Consider the following 24,497-nt stretch of genomic DNA (forward strand, 5'->3'; position numbering starts at 1 on the left):
CCTTTTACTGTACGTTATTTGCGTGTTGTAACTCTTGTTGCGTATAGATGTCCCCCATCGCAACAACGATTTTTCGTGGACCCTCGAATGGATCTCTTGCGTGTGCAGCAAGCATATTATCTAGCATCACGACATCTCCTTGCTGCCAGTCAAAGCGAACGGCACAGGTTTCGTATGCGGCACCAATAATCGCCATTTCTTCCTCACTAATCGCGCTTCCATCGCCAAAGTAGACATGCCTAGGTAATCTTTGCTCACCCACCAGTTCAATTAGACTTTCTTTAACCTCTGGCTCCAAACAGGCGATATGATGTAATTGAACTTGGTTAAAGAACGACCTTTCTTTCGTAAGCGGATGGACTATTACACCATGAGTTTTAGTTTTGGTTTGTAAGCCATCGTTTTCTAACCAGCTGTATTCAATACCTGCTGCGCGGAGTCGCTCTTCCACCTCAATTTTGCTATCGGTCTTATAGAAGTGTTGCCAACTTACATCCACACTTTTGTGGAAATTGCGAAGATAGAGCAGGCCTTTTTCTTCAATTTTCTTAACCAACTCACTTGGCAACACAGATAACATGCGACGACAATCGACAATCGGGGTTGTACCGCCAACAGGTGAAGGTAGTTCACAAAAAAACCACTGTTTACGAGGCCACTGCTCTAAGTGAGAGCTCTCGTTGTGATAAAGGATCATTTTGTTTTCAGGGTAGGGAGTCGATTTATACGTCTTCTTGCCGCCCTCTTTTTTGGGCAGATCACCATAGTTACCATAAAGCCCAGGTTGGATCGCACTGGCAAATTGCTCAAAGTCCTGCGGTGTTTTTAGGCCAAAACCACGGAAGACCAACCCTGCATATTTCAGCAAGTTAGTTTCTATAAAATCTCGATTTGCTTCAGCCCAAATGTACGGGTCTAAATCTTTACTGGTTGGTTGGATCACCGCAGGAAACCCTTCGGCTCCTGGGAAAAATGTCGTAGAAGTTGCAGCCTGAGTAGCGCTAGCTGCGGGTTTTACCCCTTTTTTAAGTGATGAAAATTTACCTTTTCGCACAGTGGACGTCATCGTTTTCTCCTGTCATAGACTCATACCAATCCGCGGTAATGAACTATCGGACCTCCAATAGAACATCGCCCTGCTACCTTGAGTTGGTCTGCTTAGCGATATGACGTAAGACAAATTATTTTCTTTACTACAAAGTAGAAGATTTACTTGATTTGAATCAAAAATGAGGTGCATCTCGCACCTCATTTTTATACAGATAGTTAAACTGGTTATGATCTGGAGTTCGCTACTTCTTTAACTTTGCAAACTTCGTTGATTTAAACTTATTCTGACTCGCTTGTTTGCTAATTTGCGGTCTGAACGTCGCTAAGCTTAGTGCAGGCTGTTGCACTAACTGCCCAAGCAACGCTAGCCATCTATCCAGTGCAACTTGCATTTTATCTCGTCGATATAGTCCGCTCTTGTAATAACAACGACCTTGATAAGCGCTCTTTTGAGCATCAATAAAGATTGCTGAGTCAAACTTGCTCGATGTATCTGTAGAGGAGAGCCCTTCCATATTGAGCCCTTCAATTGGCCAATCCGGCTTTGGCGTATTTTGCATTACAAAAAGCTGTTGGAATAATGGCGACAACCCCGCAGTTCTTTGTACGCCTACCTCATTAATCACGCCATCTAAGGTAAACAACTGATTGCTTTGTACATCGAGTAAGGTGTGTTGAACATGCGCACACAGCTCAGCAAAGCCCATAGCGCCAGTAAGGCGGATACGCAATGGAAGTACCCTAATAAAATATCCGATCAAAGGTTCTAGATCGGCATGTTCTCGTCCCGACAGATCAGTGCCTAGCACTAAATCTTGCTGCCCAGTCATTTCATATAACCATGCAGCATAACTTGCCAGTAGTACACTAAAGACAGAACACTGCTGATGTTGCGCTAACTGCTCGATGGCTTGGCGCACCTCAGCCACGATGGTAAAGTCGATGACTTCACCTTTTGTATCACTATTTTCAGGACGCGGTGAATGTAGAGGGATCAGGGTTTGCACAGGTGCATCGGCCAATTGAGTGCGCCAATACTGAGCGACCTCGCGCGCCTCATCACTTGCCAAGCGCAGCTGCTGCCACTTAGCATAATCACTATATTGAACTTGTAGCGCAGGTAAAACAGTTTCGCGTTTCTCAACCTGTGCCAAATAAAACTCACCAACCTGCTGCACCAGGTTACCCATAGACCACCCATCACTGACGATGTGATGCATGTTAATGGTTAACTGATAGTGTTTATCCGCAATTTCGACCAGCAACACTCGTAGTAAAACATCTTGTGCTAAATCAAACGGTGTACGCTCGAAGTGTTGACGCAACTCGGTCGCCGCTTGCGTATTTTGCTCTAAACTATCAGTCAGTTTCACGAACTGCCAATTCAGTTCATTTTCCTCACTGTAAAGCGCAACCACATCTCCTTCTTGCTCAATAAAGCGATAACTGAACGTACGATGCCATGCCAGTAACTGAGTAAATGCTTGCTGCAGGCTTACCACGTCAAGCTCACCAAAGAGATTCACACTCGTAGTGATGTTATAAGCCGCTTTATCTTTTTCTTCACTTAATTTGTCCGTGATCCAGAGACTACGCTGCTCCGCCGATACGGGCACTTGCTGCTCGAAAGGCAGTGCTTGTAGTGCAATCGCTTCAGCCTCCCTATTCGCTTGATGCTGCTCAGTGATATATTGTGCCAACGCAGTAAATTCACTATGTTCAAAGATTTCCCTGACCCCTAGATTCAACCCAAATGTTTGATTGATTTGCGAGGTCAACCTCATAGCTAGAATAGAATCCCCACCCGCATGGAAAAACTGGCTATGGGATGATGCTTCAACGCCTAATAACGCCTGCCAAATCGCCGCCAGTTGCTTTTCGTGAGTGTTCATTGCATGGCTTTCAGTCTGGCTTGCTTGCCGTGAGGGCTGAGGTAACGCTTTTACATCTATTTTTCCGTTTATAGTCAACGGAAATTGGGCCAATGCAAACCAATGAGCCGGTTGCATATAATCAGGTAACCTCTGCTGAGCTTGTGTTTGCAGCGCATTGAGATCCAGATCCTCTCCTATCACATAAGCAACTAGCTGTGCCCCTTGCTGAGTTTCTTGCAGACGGACCAGTGCACTATTTACGCTAGGCATTGCCGTGATTTGCTTTTCGATTTCAGCCAATTCAATTCGATAACCGCGTACTTTAACTTGTTGATCCGCACGCCCGTGATAAACAAGTTCGCCTTGCTTGCCCCAACGCACCAGATCACCTGTACGATATAAACGCTCGCCTTTATCGCTAAATGGGTTTGCGATAAAGCGCTCTGCAGTTAAATCCGCTCTAGCAAAATAACCTTGTGCCAACGTACCTGCAATGTACAACTCACCAATTCCACCTTGCGGCGTAAGGTTAAGCTCTTCACTCAACACGTAGGCATGACGCTCGCCAACGACTGAACCAATCGGCACATAAACACTGTCGAGCAATGAAGTGTTATCGTCTTGCCAAATGGTCGGCGTGATCACTGTTTCTGTTGGCCCATAAGCATTGATAAATTGTGTGTTAGGTGCACGCTGACGCCATTGAAGTAGCTCTTGCACAGGCCAAGCCTCGCCACCCACAATGCACAAGCGAACCGCATCAAGATGCGGCAAGTGCTGTAAATAGCCGCGTGGTAAGTCAACGATATTGATCTGCTTGGCTGTGATGAGTTCGCTACACTGCTCTGGTAATAGCGTTTTACCATTCACCATAGTGAGTTGGGCACCCATTAACAACGGCACAAAAACCTGCTCAAGCCCAGCATCAAAGCCCAATGAAGCAAATGCTAAAGCATGATCGGCGGCCTTGTATTGATAAGCATCGGCTATTGCCAAACAATGGCTCAATAGTGCTGCTCGTGTGACCGCAACCCCTTTTGGTTTGCCAGTAGAGCCTGAGGTAAACACCAGATATGCCAATTGCTGTGGATGCTGTATAGATACTTCTCGCTTAGCGTGGCTCGCTAGATTTATGATACTGCTGAGAGAAATTTGCTCAACAGCACAGTGCTCAAGCCCTTTCCCTTGATATAGCACCAGTCGCGGTTCACTCACTGCAAGGATATCATGCAGACGGGAATCTGGAGAGTCGGAATCAAGAGGGACGTATATTGCACCAAGCTGCCAAATGGCTAAGATACTTGCGAGCGTATCGAGTCCTGTCCTCATTAATAATGCAACGCGATCTTCACGGCGGATCCCTTGGCGTTGGAGACCATCGGCTATCTTTTCGCTATGTGCCAACAGAGCCTGATAACTTAGTGACTGGTCTTCAAAGTGGATCCGTGCACTATGCTGATGCAGCTCAGCTTGCTGGTATAAGTACTCAATAATATCGACTTTTTGTGTTTCCTGCCTGCTTCGGGGATCACCAAGTTCAAGTAATGCCTTTTCCTGCTCCGCACTCAATGCGGTTATATTGCCAAGCGGCTGCTTCACCCCTTGCGCCAGCTGCGAAATAATAAGCACAAAGCGCTCAAGTAAGTGCTTTGCCTCAACATTATTTAATGCTGCGAGTTGGTAGTGAAAAGCAATGTCGATGGTCTCTTGCTGTGAAATCGATACCGTCAGTGGGTAATCCGTCTCTTCGCGGCTAGCCACAAGCTCGAATTGCGTGGATTCCTTATCAGCTTGCTGAAGTGCCTCCGCTATCGGGTAGTTTTCAAAGACAACCAATGTATCGAATAATCCACTTGGGCAGTCCAATCCACCTTCTCTTGCCCATTTTTGAACATCACTTAAGGGAGTATATTCATGCTCACGTGCAGCCATGCTTTGGCGTTGTAGCTGCTGCAACCATTGTCCAACGGGCAATTCTGGCTCCAGCGTTACTATGGTCGGCAACGTATTGATAAACAAACCGAGCATGCTATCACTTTGGGGAAGCTGCGGTGGTCGCCCTGAGGTCACCGAGCCAAAACATACGGCATTGCGTCCGAGAGCGGTTTTCAATACCAATGACCATGCGGCTTGGATCAACGTGTTTACCGTGATCTGCTGGCGACGACAAAAAGACAGGAGGGTTTCGGTCTGTGTGGAGTCAATAATCCTGCTTGTTTGACCGGCTTGATTTTCTGCTATATGCGATTTTTCCGCTTGATTGAACAGCGAGCAAGGCTCACTCAATAGTTGTAACTGCTGTTGCCAATAACGGCTATTCTGCACTTGGTCTTGTGCTTGCAAAAACGCAATATAACTGTCGTACTGACCAGTTACAGCCGTCAGAGCTTGTCCTTGATAGGCACTCAGTAGTTCGCCCATCATTCGAGAAGCACTCCAGCCGTCAGTGAATAAATGGTGATTGGTCCAAATAACTCTGTATTGCGTGGCATTGAGCCGAACGATAACCACACGGTTAAAGCCAATGTCTTTTTCTAAATTAAAGCCTGATGCCACTTGTCGCTTTGCCAGCTGACCAAGTTCAGCCTGTACATCTCGGTTTTTCATAGACCAGTCAAGTACCGTGATATCAGCCTGATGTGATGTAACAACATATTGATGTGGCGGCGTGACCTGAGTGAGCAAGCCCGTTCTTAACGCATCATGGCGATCTGTTACTCGTTGCCAAGCTGCGCTAAATGCGTCTATATCTAAACCGGTTACAGCGAACTGCATTTGATTTATGTAAGCACTATTGTCACTGTACAAAGCGTGGAAAAGCATGCCTTCTTGCATCGCTGAAAGAGGATAAACTTTGCTGATTTTCTCAGCATCTAACTGCCGTAATGTGTCGTCCGAGAGTTGTGCTAGTGGCACATCAGACCGACTTAGTTTTGCGGTGGCTGTTTCGCAGTGGCTTACCAACTCCTCCAAGCATTGCTGGAACAATCTCATAAAATCATTCACTGCGCCTGCGCTCAGTCTAGCCTCAACAAAACTTGCGCGGATCTGGAGCTGCCCTCCTAAAACCTGTGCTTGTATCGCCAGCTCACTCGTCACCTTTGCTAAGCCATTATGGCTTGCCCCTGTAGATTCAAGGGCGGGTTGCCATATACCATCACTGGTAAAGTTATTGTCTAACTGACCTAAATAGTTAAATTCTATATCCGCAATTTCTGGCGAGTGTGTAGGTGTGGCGGAATTGCCATACTTAAGTGCGCCATAGCCAATTCCTTTATTTGGGATCCTACGCAGAGCCTCTTTTGTGCCAGTGATCGTGTCGAGCCAGTTACCGCGGCGCGATAGTTTCAGCGGGAACATAGCGGTAAACCAACCCACCGTACGACTCAAATCAATCTCTGATTGCCAAGGCTCTCGACCATGTCCTTCCAAGTGAAGCACATATTCATCTTTTCCTAACCAGCGATACACCGCTTCGCTCAGCGCGCTTAATAATAAGTCATTAACTTGGGTGCGATATGGCCGACTTGCTTGGGTCAGTAACTGTGTTGTGAGCTCGACAGAACATTGATGTTCTGCGGTTGCTACGCTAGCTTCAACTGCACTTGCGTCCGCATCCTGATAAGGGAGAGGTAAAGGAGATGCGGTTTGCATATGCCAAAAATTAGCTTCATCAGCAAACGCTTCAGCATAGTGCTGTAGCGCTTCCGCCCACTTTTTCACACTGCTCGACTTGGCTGGTAGCTGCCAATCTGCAGAATTCAGCAACTGCTCATAGCCAGTTGCTAAATCATCCAACACAATGCGCCAAGACACGCCATCAATCACCAAGTGATGAACCACCAGCAAAACACGATAGCTGCCGTCGGCTACTGTCATCACAGCCGCACGCATCAAAGGCCCATCTTGAATATTCAAGCTTGCTTGTATTTCCTCTGCCAGCGTAGTGATCTGCTCACACTCCACTTGATGCATTGTAAAAACCTGCGCCAGCATCGACTCATGATAATCACCAAAAGATTGTTGCCAATCACCTCGACCGTCCTTGCTAAATGTTAGCCTTAGGGCGTCATGATGCTGAATGAGTCGACCTATCACTTGCTGGAGTACACGCCAATCCAACGCTTGCTCCAAGCGTAACATAACCGCTTGGTTGTAGTGATGTGGTGCATGCTCTCGCTGCTCAAAAAAGGCCTGCTGAATAGGCAAAAGAGGCGCCTGCCCTTTAACTTCTTCCACGTCGCTCGGATTTGGCTCAGCTAACTGGACGGCAAGCGCCGCAACACCCGCTATGGTTTGCGCTTCAAACACATCTCCAGGTGATACTTCCCAGCCAGCTTGACGACACAAAGACACCATTTGTAGGCAAATTATCGAGTCGCCTCCGAGGGCAAAAAAGTTATCATCTCGGCCTATTTGCTCCAGATTAAATAATTTGCACCAGATTGCAGCGATCGATTGTTCAGCCTCACCAACACAGGCCGTGATTTGCGTTTGCTCTTGGTGCTTGGGTGCTGGTAAAGCTGAACGATCCACTTTGCCATTGGCGTTCAGCGGCAGGCTATCCATTAGTGTAAATACTGCAGGAACCATGTATTCGGGTAGCGCCGCTCTGGTATCGGCTTGAATGTCTTGTGCCGTTCTATGTGAGCAGAGATAAGCGAGTAACCTAGTTGTTCCTGCATGCTGCTGAGCAACAACAGCCACATCACTTACGCCTGCCATCGCACGTAATTTAAGCTCTACTTCTTCAATTTCGACCCGGAAACCACGGATTTTGACTTGGTTATCGACTCGACCAATAAACTCAAGTTGCGCGTGTTCGTTCCATCTCACCAAATCTCCAGTGCGATATAAACGCTTACCTGAATCACTAAATGGGTCGGCCACAAAGCTTGCAGCAGTTTGGCCAGCTCGGCCAACGTAACCCTGAGCCAGAATATCGCCTCCAATATAGAGCTCACCCGCTTGCCCTTGTGGTACCAAGTTCTGCTCTGCATCTAGTACATAGAGTTTACGCTCTGCAATAGCAGTCCCAATAGGAACAGAGTCGATATGCGCAACATCGAGCTTAGTACAATCAAAGATTGCGGCCTCCACCACAATTTCGGTGGGTCCATAGGTATTGACCAATTTTACGTCTGCCAAGCCAGCTTGTCGCCAAGCGCTAATAGCTTGTTTTGACATGGCTTCGCCACCGGAATGCACCTGTCGTAAAGCCGGTAAGCGCCAATTGTGCTTGGGCATTAAATAACACCAATCTTCAGCTACTTGGCGCCAATAAGCGGCACTTAGGTCCATAACACTGATGCGATGTTTACTGGCCTGCTCAAATAATTGTTGTGCATCCCACAAGCTATCGTCTCGAATAACCAGTGCAGCGCCAACCACTAAGGTTGGAAAGACCTGCTCAACAAAGGCATCAAAGTTCGCCGTCGCAAACTGTAAAACCACATCTTGTTGCGAAAGATTAATAAAATCAGCCGCCGTAAATATATAACGGCTAAGCGCCCCATGTGCTACCGCCACCCCTTTCGCTTGACCCGTCGAGCCAGAGGTGTAGTTAAGATAAGCAATATGCTCAGGATGGACGTCAATAGCTAAGTCTTGTGCAAACCAACCTGATGTATCCGAGCAAACTAATGCGTCTTCTGCCATCAAAGGAAGCGATGTTAAGTGCAATTGCTCGCCCAATATCAAAACACAGCCGCTATCTTCTATCATGTGAGTTAGCTTATCTTCGGGCAGCTTAGCGTCCAGTGGTAAATAGGTCACTCCAGACTTAAAACATGCGAGCAAGCTTGCCACCAAATAAGGCGACCTTGGCAATGCAATACCCACAACCTCCCCAGCCTTTACACCAACATTTTGAAGTTGCGAAGCAATATAGTTGGCATGTGCTTCTAACCATTGATAATCAAAGTGATGATCTTGAAAAATCATTGCGGTATTCGTTGGCGTGGCAAGTGCCTGTTGGCGAATCAAGGTGTGGGTTAACTTTTCAACGTGAGCCAAGGTTTTACCCTTACTCGCGTTACTTTCAGGCAAATACGGGCGCTGGTTTTCGTAGGCCACATCAATCCAATTACCAATGGTCTCATTTTCATGTCCGAGTGCTAAGGTAAGCAGCAAACAGAACTCTCGTTGTAATGTCTGTATGTATTGGAGATCAAACTGCGCGAGATCGTACTCAATTTCACACGCTATATTGGCCTCGCTAGTTTGCACCGATAGTGCAATAGCAAACTTGCTCTGGGTACTGCCACCCACGACAGGTTCTAGCGAGAAATCAGCGAAGTTGAGTTGTCCTTGTAACTGCGGTTGACAATCAAACCCCACTTGAAAAAAACTACCTTGATACTGCTCAGCGCGATGCTCTGGTAACACCGACAACACATATTCAAACGGTACATCACTGTATTGCGTGCAAGTAAGTGCATGTCCTTGTATTCGTTTCACAACATCAATAAAAGATCGGGCAGCATGGGCCTCACAGCGATAGGCTTGCGTGGTAATAAAGCAGCCAACGATGTCTTGCACTTGCTCTTGCGAGCGACCCGCGTTGGGGACACCAACAACAAATTGATCATTCCCATGGTGGCGAGATAACAATAACTGCCATACCGCCAGCAAGGATGCAAAAGGCGTGACCTGATTTCGTTTACAAAAATCATTAAGCTCCACACCTAACGGCACATTGAGCATAAATTGCTGACGCGCGCCTGCTGAGCTTAACTTATTAGACGTGATACGCTGCTGGTGTAATCGCACTGGTTGTCGCGGGGCACTTAAATAATGCTGCCAAAAACCGACAGCAGGATGCGCGTCGGACAGTTCACTGCGCTGCCAATGTGCAAAATCAAGATAGCGTAGTGCAGGCTTAGACAGGGAAAGTCCCTGATAGGCGCGTTTTAAATCGGCCAAAATCAGGTTATTAGACCAACCATCAGAAACGAGGTGATGATAACTTAATGCAAGAATTTGCAACTGATCGGCGCAACTGATGAGTTGAGCTTTGAGTTGCGGCACTTGTGTTAAATCATTAGCTGTCATTAACCAAGTGTTTAATTCTTCGCTCGCCAGATAATTTGCTCTACATTTATCACTATGAACTTGCTCTAACGAAAAAACAGCACTGTCCAGCTCAACTTGTGTTGGCTCATTACCATTTGCGATAAATTGCGTTCTAAATACACCGTGATTGGCAATCACAGATTGTAACGCCAACTCTAACTTGACGGCATCGACTTGGCCATGAACTTCAAAAACGACAGGCATAAGATAACTTGTATTCGACTCATCTAATGCTTGCAGCGTCCAAAGCTGTTGCTGTAAATATGATAAGGGTGCGGTATGACCGGATAGGTGAGGGATCCCTTCGCTGGCATCTTGCTCTAACAGTAAACTCAATATATCGCTATCAATATCCGCTAAAAAATCATCTTGCATATTTACACCATGCCTATCTTCAAAGTTGACACCGCGAGGCGGCCAAAGTATCAGTAAGACGGTATAGCGCTATTGAAATTTACTTTTCATTTTAAAAGCCAAGTCTACTCACTTGGCTTTTATCGTTATCGCTCAGTAATCACTTACCGCGATTTAAATTTGGCAAACTTGTTGAGCTTTGGCCTATTGTTTGTAGCAGATGATATAGAACGATAGAGCTCGCTAATCACCGTATTTGGTTTTGCTGTGAGAGATAATAAAAGCTGACTCCATTGCTCCAGCCAAGCCGCCATAGCAGGTTGATCATAAAGCGCTTTTCGATATAACCAAGTACATTCAATTTCGTCATTAGGGGTAACAAATAACGCATTGGCAAACTTGCTGTACTTAGGCAAATCAATATCAGCGGGGGAAAATGAAACACCCTTTACTTGCCAACTTGGCTTTGGCGCATTTTGCATTACAAATAGTTGCTGTAGGATCGGTGCATTGAACTGGTTTCTGGGTGGATTCACTTGCTTAATTATTTCATCTAAGCTCATCAATTGATGTTCCACCGTCACAGCTAACGCATGGTGCACTTCTTTCAGTACTTCTTCCATAGTGGCGGCTGAAGATAGCTGGGTTCTAACAGGGAGGACTTTCACAAAATAACCTATGATAGCTTCCAACTCCGGTACTTCTCTGCCAGCGAGATCAGTCCCGATCACTAAGTCTTGTTGTTTGGTCACAAATTGTAAGAACAATAAGTACGCGGTCATCATTACCGAGTTTAGAGAAACATTCTGTGCTTTGGCAAACGCCCTAAGCTGCTCACTTTGCTCAACAGATAACACCAATCGTACTTCTTCTCCCAGATCGCTAGCCTGCTCAGATAAAGGCTTATGCGCAGGAAATAACGAAAGCGCAGGTGCATCACGTAATGTATTGCGCCAGTAGCTTTGTTGTTTTGTTGCTTCTTCACTTAGTAAACGCTGCTGTTGCCAATACGCAAAATCAGCATAGTCATAGGGAATTTCAGCCCCTTTCACTTGATCAATATCACCATAAAATTGACTCAACGACTCAATAAAAATCGCAATGGACCAACCATCAGAAATAATATGATGCATATTCACCAGCAAACGTAGATGGTCTGGCGCAAGCCAAACAGCCTTAACTTTAATAAGGGGAAGTGCTGCAAGGTCGAATTGGTGCGCGAACAGTTGCTGTTGTTGTTCTGCGAGCGCATGGTTTTTTGCACTCTCAGTCAATGCAATTAAATCCTGTTGTTCAATCACAATATGATTGTGAGCGACGGTCACTAGCCTAATTTCACCTTCTATTTCTTCAAACCGCGTCCGCAGCGCAGATTGTTGCTCAACCAACTTATCTAAAGCGTATTGTAATTTGTCTATATCCAAGTGGCCGCGTAAATCAACACCGCCAAACATGTTGTAACTCATGGCTTGGCCCTTGTTTGCTGCAAGCTGATGCGCAACCCATAAACTTCTTTGCCCTGGCGACACCACAACAGGGAGATCCTTTGGCCTTTTTTCGAGTGCTGTAATAGTCCCTTGTTCCAACTCAATCGCCTCTGCAAACTGCGACAGTACAGGGCTGAGCAACAGCGTTTTAAGCGCTATGCTGTAGCCAAGCGCTTGATTGAGCGCAGCGATAAAGCGTAGTGCAATAATGGAATCTCCACCTAGTTTAAAAAAGCTATCGTGTCGACTCACTTGATCAAGACCAAGCTGGGCTTGCCATAACCCAGCAACCAATTGCTCCACTGCTCCTTGTGGTGCAACAAAGTTGATGTCAGCCTGAATATTCACTTTAGGTAGTGCCGCTTTATCTACTTTGCCATTCACCGTAAGTGGTAAGTGCTCTAAAGCGATAATGGTGGATGGCAACATGTATTGAGGTAGCTGCTTTGCTAATTGAGAAAGCACTGCCTGCTCGTCAATTACATTGGCCACAACATACCCGATAATGCGTGAGGAATTTGCGGTTTCATCAACTATCACGGTTGCTTCATCAATGTTTTGCAACGCGCAAAGCTGCGCTTCTATTTCCGCAAGCTCTATACGATAACCACGAATTTTAACCTGATTATCACTGCGTCCAAGATATAACAAAGTCCCATCCGCTTCGTAGCGGACAATATCTCCTGTGCGATATAAACGGCTACCATCATCACTAAATGGGTTCGCAATAAAGCGTTCAGCGGTCAAATCAGCACGTCCAACATAACCTTGAGCAAGCCCTGCCCCAGCAATGTAAAGCTCCCCAACCGCGTTGGCGGGACAATGATTTAGATACTTATCCAGCACAAATAGCATGGTATTGTTTAACGCATTAGAGATAGGCTGAACGGTATAATCTGTACACGACTTGGGCGTCACCGTATATGCAGAGCATCCTACCACCGTTTCTGTCGGGCCATACTCATTAATGAATCGGCTATTGACTAGCTGTCGGCGAAGCTTACTCACAGTACCAGACATCAACTTATCACCACCTATAACAAAACAATGATGGCACGAAGAAATGATGTCACGGCCAAGGCTTAATAGCCCATCAAGGTGCGCAGGTGTGAGTTTAAATAAGGTATCTTCAGTTGCTTGTTGAATACTATCTGCAACATGATTTAGCAGTGCGTCATCTTGATTTATCATCTGTACGCTTTTACCCGCGTAGATAGGCACCAGTAAGCTCGTGATCGTTGCATCAAAAGACAGGGTCGAGCTCACTACTGCACGCTGACAGTCATGCATATAACGCGAGCTTGCGTCCGCTAAGTAGTTGTTTAGTCCTGCTAAGGTGACAGCTACTCCTTTTGGTAACCCCGTAGAGCCCGATGTATAGAGCACGTAAGCAAGTTGTTTACCATCACGTGATGGCCACACCCGTTCTGTGATCGATTTAGTCATTAGTTGCCGATAGCTCAATTGCTCACAGCTTATCTCTGGTATGGCTTCAACGTCGCTCACCACCAATGCAAGTTGACTATTCTCAACAAGATACTGCTGTCGTGATATAGGCAATGAAGCATCAATGGGGACGTACGCCATTCCTGCTTTTAAGATACCAAAAATACACACTAATGATGCGATATCACGGGACATTCTCAGCCCCACTAAGCTTTGTGGCTTGAGGCCTTGCGCTTGCAGTATTGCAGCAACTTTATCACTATGCTGCACCAGTTCTTTGTAGGTGAGCGCCCCTGATGCACCTGAAACCGCTATCATTTCTGGCTGCCGATGACCATATCGCTGTAACTGAATAAGTAAATCATCAGGCGCTTGAGCACGCGGACCACTTGGCAATCGACTCACAACATCACCTTGCCATAAACTTGCCTGTGTCACGGGCACCGCAGCTAATGCATTAAGGTGAATAAGCGCAGACAAAAATGCAGTTTGCAATTGCGCGATAAAACACGCTTGATATAGCTCCTTAGCGTAATAAAAGTGGCACTGAACGCCCTCACCTTGAATATCAATAATGTCTAAATGCAAATCAAACGGCATAGTAAAACGATGCGCTTGGGTATGGGTTAACGCGATATTATTTAGCTTTTTGGCACTTTGTTTATCACGACGTAAATAATTAAACATCACCTGAAAGAGCGGATGTGTGCCATTGACTCGCTCGACAGCTAGCGCGTCGATAAGCTGTTCAAATGGTAAATCTTGATTAGATTGCGCGAAGTGATGATGATCTTTTGCTTGCGCTATCAGTGTCGCAAAGCTATCGCTATCTTGAATTCGTAGCGCGCTGACTTGAGTATTGACAAAAAAACCGATTACACCCAACGTTTCGGCTAAATGTCGGTTTGCAACGGGTACGCCGACTAACACATCCTGTTGACCACTATAACGTTGTAATGTCATTTGGAAGACTGTAAGCATCACCAGATAAGGCGTCGTACCAAAGCGCTCTGCTGCTGTGCTAACCGTCTCAGCCACGCTTTGTGATAAAGTGCTACTATGCGTCGCCATTGTATAGGTGTCTAACCGCCTTGCTGACTCCGTTGCCGGTAAGGTGACTGCTTCTATCCCCTTTGGTAACCGTGTTACCCAGTTATGTTTTTGCTGCTCGAGTTTCGCGCTATTTTCTTGCTTGGATTGCCACAAAGCATAGTCAATATAGTCGACTTTTTTCTCAGTAGACGGCTCCTTGTTAAGGGCAATCAATTGATACACATCTATAAACTCATCAAACAAGATTTGCATTGAAGTACCGTCGGTAATGATATGGTGCATTACAATTAACAGTTCGCAACGCCTATCTTGTGTGCTCAATACCACACGTAGTAACGGGTCCGACAACAAGTCGAATGGCCGCATTGCTTGCGTATGCGCCTCAGTGATCAAGTCTTGGTTAGATTGCGCTTGCGACAGCGCAACAAATTCAAACGTCAGCTGAGGATTTTGCTGCTGAAAAACACCTTCAAGTGTTTCAGTAAATTGGATTTGTAGTGCACCATGGCGAGCCTGTAGTACCGTAAAGCTTTGCTTCACCAGCTCAGCATCTAACTGTCCATCGAAATACAAAGAGCCCGCCAAATTATAAGCTTTATCATTCGGTGCAATTTTCCAAGCATACCAAAGCCTTTGCTGCGCGGCTGTTAACGGCGCTTTAGCCTGCAATTCAGAGCGGCTCGGTAAACTTATTTGAGTTGTATTTGCCCTTTGTTTTATCAAGTCATTTAGCTGTTGGGTTGATGTCGAGTGTAGCCTAGATTTTCGTTGGCGTTTTCTCGTTGGTGCTTCCACTTTCGGTCTCCAATTTAGGACAATGCAACTGCCACTTTTACTTGGCAAGTAGACGAGTGAAAAAATGAAAAAAACAGTCGCAAATAAAAATGATTCCTTTTACTAAATTTTTGTTTCGACTTTTCGTCCTTGGGGGAGCGCACTCAGTGCGCTCAATTATTGCCAAAATAACAAAATCAGGAATGGAAAAACCCATGCGAAGCAAAGCTCATCAATCAACAGCATTAACGCTCATGCTGTCACTGGTATACTTCTCTCCAAACGTTCAGGCCAACACTGAAAAAAATAGTAACAACATTGAGCGGATCGATGTTGTGGGCCAGCCCATTAAACGCAATTCAGGCCCTACTGGCCTAGATCTTAGTATCAAGGAAACACCTCAATCGGTTACTGTGCTAAGTCACCAGTACATGGATGACTTTGAACTAGACGATTTGGAAGATGTGCTGGTTCAAACAACGGGTATCTCTCGTTATAAGTTTGGAGCCGGTGACAATACCGAGTTTACTTCGCGCGGTTATCTAATTAATGCACTTGTTAAAGACGGCCTACCGACTTCTATCGCAGGCCCTCAGGAAAGTCGTCTAGATACCATAGTCTATGATCGTGTTGAAGTGCTCAGAGGTGCGGCTGGCTTAATGGCGGGTGCAGGACAACCCTCAGCGACATTGAATGTTATTACCAAACAACCCGATCGCGATGGCTTCGTTGAAGTCGGCGCGGAATTTGGTTCTTGGAATAAAGTTCGCACACACGTTGACGCCACAGGCGCTCTTAGCGATGATAAAGCGCTCGCAGGCCGTATTATTCTCGCGTATGAAGACAAAGATAGTTACGTAGACAAAGAGAACAGCAATAAAATCGTTGCTTACACTCAGCTACACCATTACTTTTCTGAAGATACCGAAGCGTCATTTACCGTGCACTATCAAGATAATGAGCTAAAACTATCACCATGGGGACTGCCAATTTTTTATTCTGATGGTTCTTCTGTTGAGGTAGATAAAAAAACCAACCTCTCTTCTCCGGATAGTTACAATGGTAATACCCATCAAAGTTATCACTTCAAGCTTTCTCATCAAATCAACTTAGACTGGGAACTGAACTTTGGTGCACAGTACAGCAAAACGGAAGCTGACATTACTATGACCTATTTCAGTGGTAACCCAGATAAAGAAACCGGACTTGGTTTGCAAGGTGGTGATCGCCGCTGGATTGAAACCGTTGATGGTACCAACTTTATTTTAGGCTTGGTTGGCCGATTTGAGCTATTTGACCGTGCCCATCAAGTGAATGTAACTTATCTAAACGCTGACTTTGAGTCTACTGATGACCGTTATGAAGAGTTAGATGAAAATGCCAGAACTATCTTCTATCCGCTGCAATCAATCAATAATACCCTTCATCCAGCATCACATTTAACCGCTACGGACAAGCAGTTTATTGGTTATTGGGATAAGACAACTAAAGAGCAAAGCTTAGCGATTAGTAGTAAGCTCGTGCTAACCGATGATTTACATGCCATTGCGGGTATCAAGTTTTTCGATTACGAGCGCACCAATGAGCGAGATTTCGCTTGGAGTGGATTCTCTAGCGATAAGGGTGACGAAACTGGGGAAAGCTTATACCTAGGCCTCGTCTATGACATCAATGAGCAGGTCAGTACGTATGTGAGCTATACCGATGCGTATGAGCCTCAGCTAGACAAAGTCGACGTCAACTTAAAGCAACTCACTCCTATTACTGCGCGCAATGTCGAAGTCGGGTTTAAAGCCAACTTAATTGATAACCGCTTACGCTTAAACATGGCTTACTTTGACAGCTTGAAGGAAGACTTTGGCGTTGTTATTCCAGAATATGCCGATCAGCGACCTGCAAGATACCGCCCGGTAGATGGTGCCGAAGCGGATGGCTTTGAAATCGAATTGGATGCCAACATTACAGAAGATTGGCAGGTCAATGTTGGCTACAGTGACTTTGATGTAGTTGATGAAAATGGTGAAGACATCAACTTATACGCACCAAGACAAACGCTTAATGTTAGCACTAAATATACCTATGAAGCGTGGAGTTTCGGCTTAAATGCAACATGGGATACAGACCGAAAAGTAGATATTTTAAGTGTGCCAGGTGTTGATCTTGGCCTCCCAGCAGGTGGTCGTCGCGGGGCAGTACGCGCAGAGCAAGACAGTCAAACGCTAGTAAATGCTCATATCAAGTACGATCATTCAAAACAGTTAAGCTTTAAATTGAGTGTCAGCAACCTCACGGATGAAACGTTTTACGATACGTATGGATTCGTTCCTAAAAAGTATAGTGAACCTCGTGCGTATAACTTAAGCATGAAGTATCGCTTCTAATATAACTGCTATATATTGAAACATAAAAAGGGGCTGCAAAGCCCCTTTTTATGATCAGCGTATTATCACTGCTTTATGATTTGCGTAGAAACGTGTTTTGCCGCAACTTCAGCTTTGCGAAAAGGTAGGGCTACCAGTTTATTTTGCTCACTATAGTATTGTGTTTGATCATTCGCATTGAGCGAGTTTGGATGCTGTGATTGAGAGTAAGTTAACAAGCCTTTCGCCTTCACCCCTGACTCATCAAAGTCAACAACCATCATCCAACTTGAACCAAAGTGCAACTCATAGCCTCGTTGCGATAACCCACTCCACAGCGGTCTATCGTTGTACGGCGTCATCACTGAAGGCGTTGCAATCGGAGCAAATGTCGTTTGATCGAGGCGATTTTGCGTAGCAAACACGTTAAGTCCACCTTCAACATTCATATTTCCCTGCCAAGCAAAGCGCTTCCCGTGCTGTTCAAAAAACTGTATATCACCAAGCGGCGCATCCAGTGCAAAGCCTGCATGGCGAACAATTTCTCCAGCAATGGCTAGTTCTTTGAAAAGCGCTTCATTGATGCGGATATTTCGTGGGGTATTTACTGGATCCTGTGGGCTGAAGCTAACCTCGAAATCTTCTCGGTCATTGACTCTTGCGACAAACTCTCTCACCAAGTGTGCAGCCAATGAAGACTGCTCAAAACGCCCGTCCCACTTTTTAAGAGCTTGGCATGTCGGGGCTAATGCAAAAATTTGACCATTGACTGTAACCTCTTTGGCTTGCCAGCTTTGCTCGCACGCTGCGATGACAGTATCAATAATCGGGGTGATTTGTGCGGTATTGGCTAACAGAATTGCGGTGACTTCATCAGCATCAAATTTTTGCTCGTCACCAATTGGATGACTTATTTGCGCCAAAGAATATCTCGTTCTACGACTTTGTAAAACACTGTGTTGACCATAAAGAGGAGAAACTTCAGCAATAGGGGCACTAGCATTTGCAAGCCAATATGAATCATTGGCATTTTGCACATAGTCCTTACGTTCAAGCTTAGGCTTTTCTGCGTATGGTACACTTTGCTGATAATAATAAGCGGAATCATCACCGGGAAGCACTGGTACTCTAAACTTTTCAAAATACTGTTTTGCCAACGCATCCTCATTTAAATAACGAAGCGCTGTTGATGATAAATGCGGTACATTGGCAGCATCAATATAAAATGCGTGACCATCTTTATCTGTATAAATCGCGTTATTGAACATTAAACCATTATGATCTTTAAAACTTTGTTGAAATTCCTGCAAAGTTTGCGCTTTATTTATCGCAAGCCAATGATCGATTGCAGCAAAATTATCTAAATTCGTATTTTTTAAAATATACGCGTGCTGTTCTGTCCAATCTAATACACCTGGGATTTCAATCAGCATCCCGCCCTCAGCCTTATATACGGGCTTATGTAAAGATTGCATCTCACCCGATGCACTCAATACCTCAACAACGATGTCCTTTTCCACAATCCGTTTAGATTCACCATCTAGCACATAGCCAAGTGGGGTTGCGCTATCCAATGTTAAACGGTAAATCACACTTTGTGTCGATGCTGAGTAAGTATGGCTCCATGCAACATTATGATTGAAGCCAATATTCACTACCGCCGGAAAGCCCAGCAATGATGCTCCCATCACATCTAGTTCGCCAGGGATATTGGCGTGATAGGCCCAAAAACGCATCTGCCCTGTCATGGGAAAATGCGGATTTGCCATTAATATCCCTTTACCATCATCACTAAAATCGGCACCGATAGCCCAGGCATTTGAGCCTTGTGTCATAAGCTTGTCGCCGTCAGGGACTGCAGCTAACGGCGAGGTTAGCTTCATAGGTTCTGATGCACTGGGCAGCCAAGCATTACCTTGCTCTGGGTGTGCTTGTAAAATTGCGGTAGCAAACTGACCAAGGCTCGCGCCGCTTCCCGCAGCGGCAATGTTAGCAAGTACATCAACGGCCGTTATGGGCTGTACCCAGCTTTCACCTTGGCAAGTTGGTTCTAACCTTGCCTTACCTTGTTGCACCTCGGTGAGATACAAATTAAAACCAGCAGCAAACCCTTCTGCAGCAGCTTGAGTATCTTTGGATAACGTCGGAAAAGCGAGCTTAGCCTGCCCATAAATATCAGCAATTTTATATAGGTAATCAGACATTACATGGCGGTTATCACCAGCTTGATAGTGATCAGCTCCAAAATACTTAGCACGCTCTCCTCGAACCCTTAGATAGCTATCGGCAAGCACACAGCCATGATCTTGCGCTTGAGCATACCCAGAACCAAAAGCTAATGAACGTAAGTTGCTAGCTTTAACATGGGCAATACCAAATTCGGTTCGGGTGATTTTGGCTTTTAGTTTCGAAGCGTGTTTTATATTACTTTGCGCTGCCGAATGATCAGCCTGACAGGCCAATGGGCCGAGTAATAGCAAAGGGATGAGCAGTATATTGGAATTCATAATTGTCCTTTTTAATAAGTGCTGTTTAAAAATCAAATCATTCATTGACGAATAGGGTAAGTAAGGCGGACTTAAGTAAGAGGTGAAGCAAATACAAAAAACGGGTGATAGCCACCCGTTTTAGTTATTGATTTTCTATCTCTGCGAGCAGCGCTTCTTCAATAAGAAACGCTAGGTTATCGATAGTTGGGTCTTCAAAAAATGCAGCTGGAGCTATCTCAACAGCGAAAGCCTGTTTAGCCTTCGCTATCATTTGTATTGCAATAAGCGAATCACCACCTAGTGTAAAGAAGCTGTCAAAAATACCCACTTCACTATAGCCAAGTGACTCACTCCATAGTGTTGCAAGACGTTGTTCAAGCTCACTTTCTGGCGCTTCAAATTCAACATCCATAACAGGACGAGATTTTCCTTGTTGCACGCTGTTAGTGCTAGGATTGGCAATCGCTGCTGCAGTGAGTAACTCTTGCAACTTAGCTTCTCGTTGTGCCCAGTTCATGGCTGCAGCGTAGAGATGTGGCAAGTCGGCAGAGATGGCTTGCATAAACAGTGCTGCACCTTGTTCACGATTGAGCCCTAAGCCACTCGCCACTTGTTGCCCAGCAGCCATACCTATGTTATCCCATCCATCCCAGTTGATTGTGCATACCGGGAATGGTAAAGATTGATAAGGCAGCGCATCTAGATACGCATTTGCAGCACAATAGTCACCTTGCCCAAAGGCGCCAAGCACAGAGGCAAGCGACGAGCAAAATATCATTTTCGCTAGTTGATGATGCGCGAATGCCTGCAATAGATTATTGGCACCAGATACTTTCGCAGCTAAGGTTTCAGATACTTGCTGCGGGCTTAACTGAGATAACACACCACCTCCGGCTACGCCGGCTGCATGAACAACGTGACTGATATGACCGAGCTGCGCTTCGGCTTGGGCTATGGCACAAGTTAATGCTGCCAAGTCCGTTACGTCCCCTTGCAACACCATCAGATCTGGGGCGAGTGCTTTTAACTCATTCAACTGAGTAAATAATGCCTGCTCTTTTGAGTTTTCGTTATTAATAGCGAGTTCAGGCCATTGCTGCGCAGTGGGTATGGCTCGGCGGCTCAACAGCGCAATTTTATGTCCTTGCTGCGCCAGTTTATTCGCGAGAATAAGCGCTACACCTCCTAATCCCCCCGTAATAAAGGTAACTGGATTATCCGCTCCCGATGCTGTTGTCACCACCTCAGGTACTATTTGCTGTGACAAGCTAAAAGCACTTCTACCACGCACAGCAATCTCTAAGCTGCTTTTCTGTGCTAAGTTTTTTAGTATTGTTGAAACCAAGGTTTTACTGTTTGTTGATGACTCTACCTCTGCGACTTCAACCACCTGTACCAACAACTCAGGGACTTCATGACACAAGGCTCGAGTTGCACCTAAAATCGTCGCTTTTGATGGTGATACCGCTTCATTGCCTAACACAGAGAAAAGTCCAGTAGCAACTAAACTTACCCCTATTTTATGTTCAGAAGCCCATTGCAATAGCGCCAAGTGGCTAGTAAACGCCAGGTTATCAGCCCCAAGTAATCTTAAATCAACGACTCGAACGATATCACCAGATTGCGACATAATGGTCTCAAACGTTTCTATTTGTTGAGTATTACCGCGATAAACCTGCTCTTGTTGCTGAGCAAAATAATTACCATGCCAAAGCTGTAGTACGGAAACTTGTTCTACATTCAACGCCTCCATTAAGGCTTCACATAATGGGCTATCATCACAGACGACTAGCCAGCGCTGACCACTCAAAGGTGCGCTTGGCGCAAGGTTTTGCATCGCCTGTTGCCACACTGGAGCTAATAGTTCTGGCTCTGAGACCTGCGCGTCAGTCACAGCATCATGATTACCTTGTGCCGCTTGCCAGAAACTTGTGTTTGCAAATGCATACTCTGGTGCAAGCATCTTTTGACCATGGGGGTATTTCGTAACTTTGTGCCAATCAACACGCTGACCGCACTGCCACAATGTAGCAAGGGTTTTCGCAAACGGGGGCACGCTGGACTTTAGGTCTCTTACATGGGCAATTGAGTGTAGGACTAGTGCTTTCTCACCGAGGTTTTGACTACTCAGTTTTTGTAAGGTATCGCCGGGGCCTGCTTCGATTAATACTTGACATGTTTGCGCCAGTGTTTGAATTCCTTTAGCAAAATCAACTGGCTGACGGATATGATCAAGCCAATATTGTACTGAGGTTGCTTGGCTATCTGTGATCCATTCCCCGGTGATATTAGAAACAAAAGGAATTTTCGGCGCTTTTAGCTCAATCTTTGCAAACGCCTGTGCAAAAACTGCTAATACAGGTTCAGTTAGATGACTATGGAATGCGTGTGAGACGTGTAAACGGGTACAACTGACTTGCCTCTCTTTTAATTCACCTTGCAGCATTTTAATCGCCGCTTTGGTTCCTGCCACCACCGTATTTTGCGGGCTGTTATAGGCTGCAATATCCAGTTCAGCATTGAGGAAAGGTGCAATAGTATTGGCGTCTGCCATAACAGAAAGCATCGCGCCTTCTGCCATTTGCTGTAACGTTTCCCCTCTTGCAACAACGAGATGAATGGCATCATCTACAGACATTACCTCCGCTAAACAAGCCGCAACATATTCACCGATACTGTGACCTAACATCGCATGGACTTGTACTCCATGCGCTTGATAGCATTTAGCCATAGCATAAGCCACAACAAACAATGCAGGTTGCGTTACCCTAGTTTGATTTAAGAGTTGATTGGCCGCCAATATTTGCTCATCGGAGGGGAAAAATACCGCTTCTAGTTCTGCACGTAATTTGCTTGGGAAGCGTGCTAGTACGTCATCGAAGTGAGTCTTAAATTCTGTAACATGACGATATAAAGGCTGTGCCATCGTCACATACTGTGAACCCTGCCCTGAAAACAACAAGCCTATCTGCTCTGCTTTTTTCACTATCTCATCGGCATATTCACGATTTAACAACTCGATTGCCTGCGCTTCATCTTTTGCGACAATGGCCTGATTTGCAGGCAGCCTACGCTTTTTATGCTGCAGCTGTGCAGCTATAAGTGTCAATTGCTGTGGGTTCTGCATTATGGCTTTTGCAAGTTGTTGACGCTGCTTAGCTAAACTGGCTGTATTAGCCGCTGAAATCGGTAAAATGTGCCATGCCGTGGGGGCGCTTTCAACCTTTTCAGGTACAGGTAAGTACTCCTCCAAAATAACGTGTGCATTGGTCCCCCCCATTCCCAGCGAGCTGACCGCAGCACGGCGAGGACCATCACAATCCCATGTTTGCGCGTGCTTCGGTAAATAAAACGGACTGTTTTCGAAATCAATTTTACTATTTTGAGGCGAGCTATGAATGCTCGGCGGGATCTCTTTGTGGCGCAAAGCTTGAATAGCTTTAATTAAACCAGTCACCCCAGCCGCGGAGTCTAAATGACCAATATTTGCTTTAATTGAGCCAAGGGCACAATATTGTTTTTCAGTGTGCTGATAAACTTGTGATAGTGCTGCGACTTCAATTGGGTCGCCAAGTTTTGTGCCGGTACCATGGCTCTCAATGTAGCCGATGGAGCGCGGCTCGAGATCTGCAAACTCCAAAGCGGCACGTATCGCATTAGCCTGTCCAGTGACGCTCGGCGCGGTATAGCCAACCTTGTCTCTGCCATCATTATTAATCGCAGATCCCTTAATCACCGCTAAGATGTGATCGCCATCTTCTATCGCTTCTTCCACACGCTTTAATACCACAGCAGCAGTGCCACTGCCAATTAAGATGCCATCGGCGTGTTCGCTAAATGCACTCAACTTACCACTGGTTGATAAGCTACCACCAGCGGGGGCAAGATATCCTTGTTCGTCGAGTAAATTGAGCCACACACCACCTGCAAGGGCTGCATCACACTCATAGTTTTGCAATGCTCGACAGGCCATGTGTACGGCGACTAAAGAGGTTGAGCAAGCCGTTTGCACCGTTACCGCGGGCCCAGTTAAATCAAGTTCGTAACTAATGCGAGTAGCCAGCGCGTCTTTCTCATTGCCATTGGTGAGCGCTAAGAGGCTGGTGATGTCATTGTCTTGCTGCTGCGGCAATAAATGTTTAAGTAAGTATGCTGGCACACCACAACCGGCAAATACGCCTGTAAACTGGCCACTCGCTGGTAAGCCTGCATGCTCCAAAGCGTGCCAACACGTTTGCAGAAATAGGCGCTGTTGAGGATCTAATTGTGTAGCTTCTTTTGGCGTATAGCCAAAAAACTCCGCATCGAACTGAGCTTTGTTTGCAAATGGGATGGACGCGTTGACATAATCAGGGTGGCTGCGCTGTGCTTCACTGACCCCCGCAGCCGTTAGCTGTTCTTCTGTCAAAGTCTCAATAGCGCAATGACCATTGCGAACGTTTTGCCACAATGCTTCAACGTTATCGGCGTCAGGAAAGCGCCCAGCCATTCCCACCACTGCAATATCTAAAGGATTAAATGTTTGCTCTGTCATTA

6 protein-coding genes are annotated in these 24,497 nt (G+C 45.8%); 1 reads left to right on the top strand and 5 read right to left on the bottom strand.

The genetic code is table 11. The features are described from left to right. Positions 1-4: 4 nt before the first annotated feature. From MHN30_RS17545 to MHN30_RS17555, 3 genes are all read right to left on the bottom strand, one after another. The gene (locus MHN30_RS17545; RefSeq protein ID WP_222242047.1) at positions 5-1,066 is read right to left on the bottom strand and encodes a TauD/TfdA family dioxygenase; all 1,062 of its coding nucleotides are present in this window, start codon (positions 1,064-1,066) and stop codon (positions 5-7) included. Positions 1,067-1,292: 226 nt separating this feature from the next. Next, positions 1,293-10,373, bottom strand: a complete 9,081-nt coding sequence (locus MHN30_RS17550; protein ID WP_239360562.1) for a non-ribosomal peptide synthetase — start codon at positions 10,371-10,373, stop codon at positions 1,293-1,295. A gap of 143 nt (positions 10,374-10,516) precedes the next feature. After that, a complete protein-coding gene (locus tag MHN30_RS17555) occupies positions 10,517-15,133 on the bottom strand; it encodes a non-ribosomal peptide synthetase (protein ID WP_239360564.1) in 4,617 nt (1,538 codons plus the stop codon). Positions 15,134-15,327: 194 nt separating this feature from the next. Here MHN30_RS17555 and MHN30_RS17560 point away from each other — a divergent pair, with 194 nt between their 5' ends. Continuing rightward, entirely contained in the window at positions 15,328-17,493 is a 2,166-nt protein-coding gene (locus MHN30_RS17560) for a TonB-dependent siderophore receptor (RefSeq protein ID WP_130163285.1), read from the top strand. Positions 17,494-17,558: 65 nt separating this feature from the next. On the opposite strand, the gene MHN30_RS17565 is transcribed toward MHN30_RS17560, so the two are convergent. Then, the gene (locus MHN30_RS17565; RefSeq protein ID WP_130163284.1) at positions 17,559-19,979 is read right to left on the bottom strand and encodes a penicillin acylase family protein; all 2,421 of its coding nucleotides are present in this window, start codon (positions 19,977-19,979) and stop codon (positions 17,559-17,561) included. A gap of 124 nt (positions 19,980-20,103) precedes the next feature. Next, positions 20,104-24,495, bottom strand: a complete 4,392-nt coding sequence (locus tag MHN30_RS17570; protein ID WP_239360566.1) for a type I polyketide synthase — start codon at positions 24,493-24,495, stop codon at positions 20,104-20,106. Positions 24,496-24,497: the final 2 nt, after the last annotated feature.

Origin of the sequence: Pseudoalteromonas sp. OF7H-1 (genome assembly GCF_022347825.1) — a bacterium.
Classification (GTDB): domain Bacteria; phylum Pseudomonadota; class Gammaproteobacteria; order Enterobacterales; family Alteromonadaceae; genus Pseudoalteromonas; species Pseudoalteromonas maricaloris.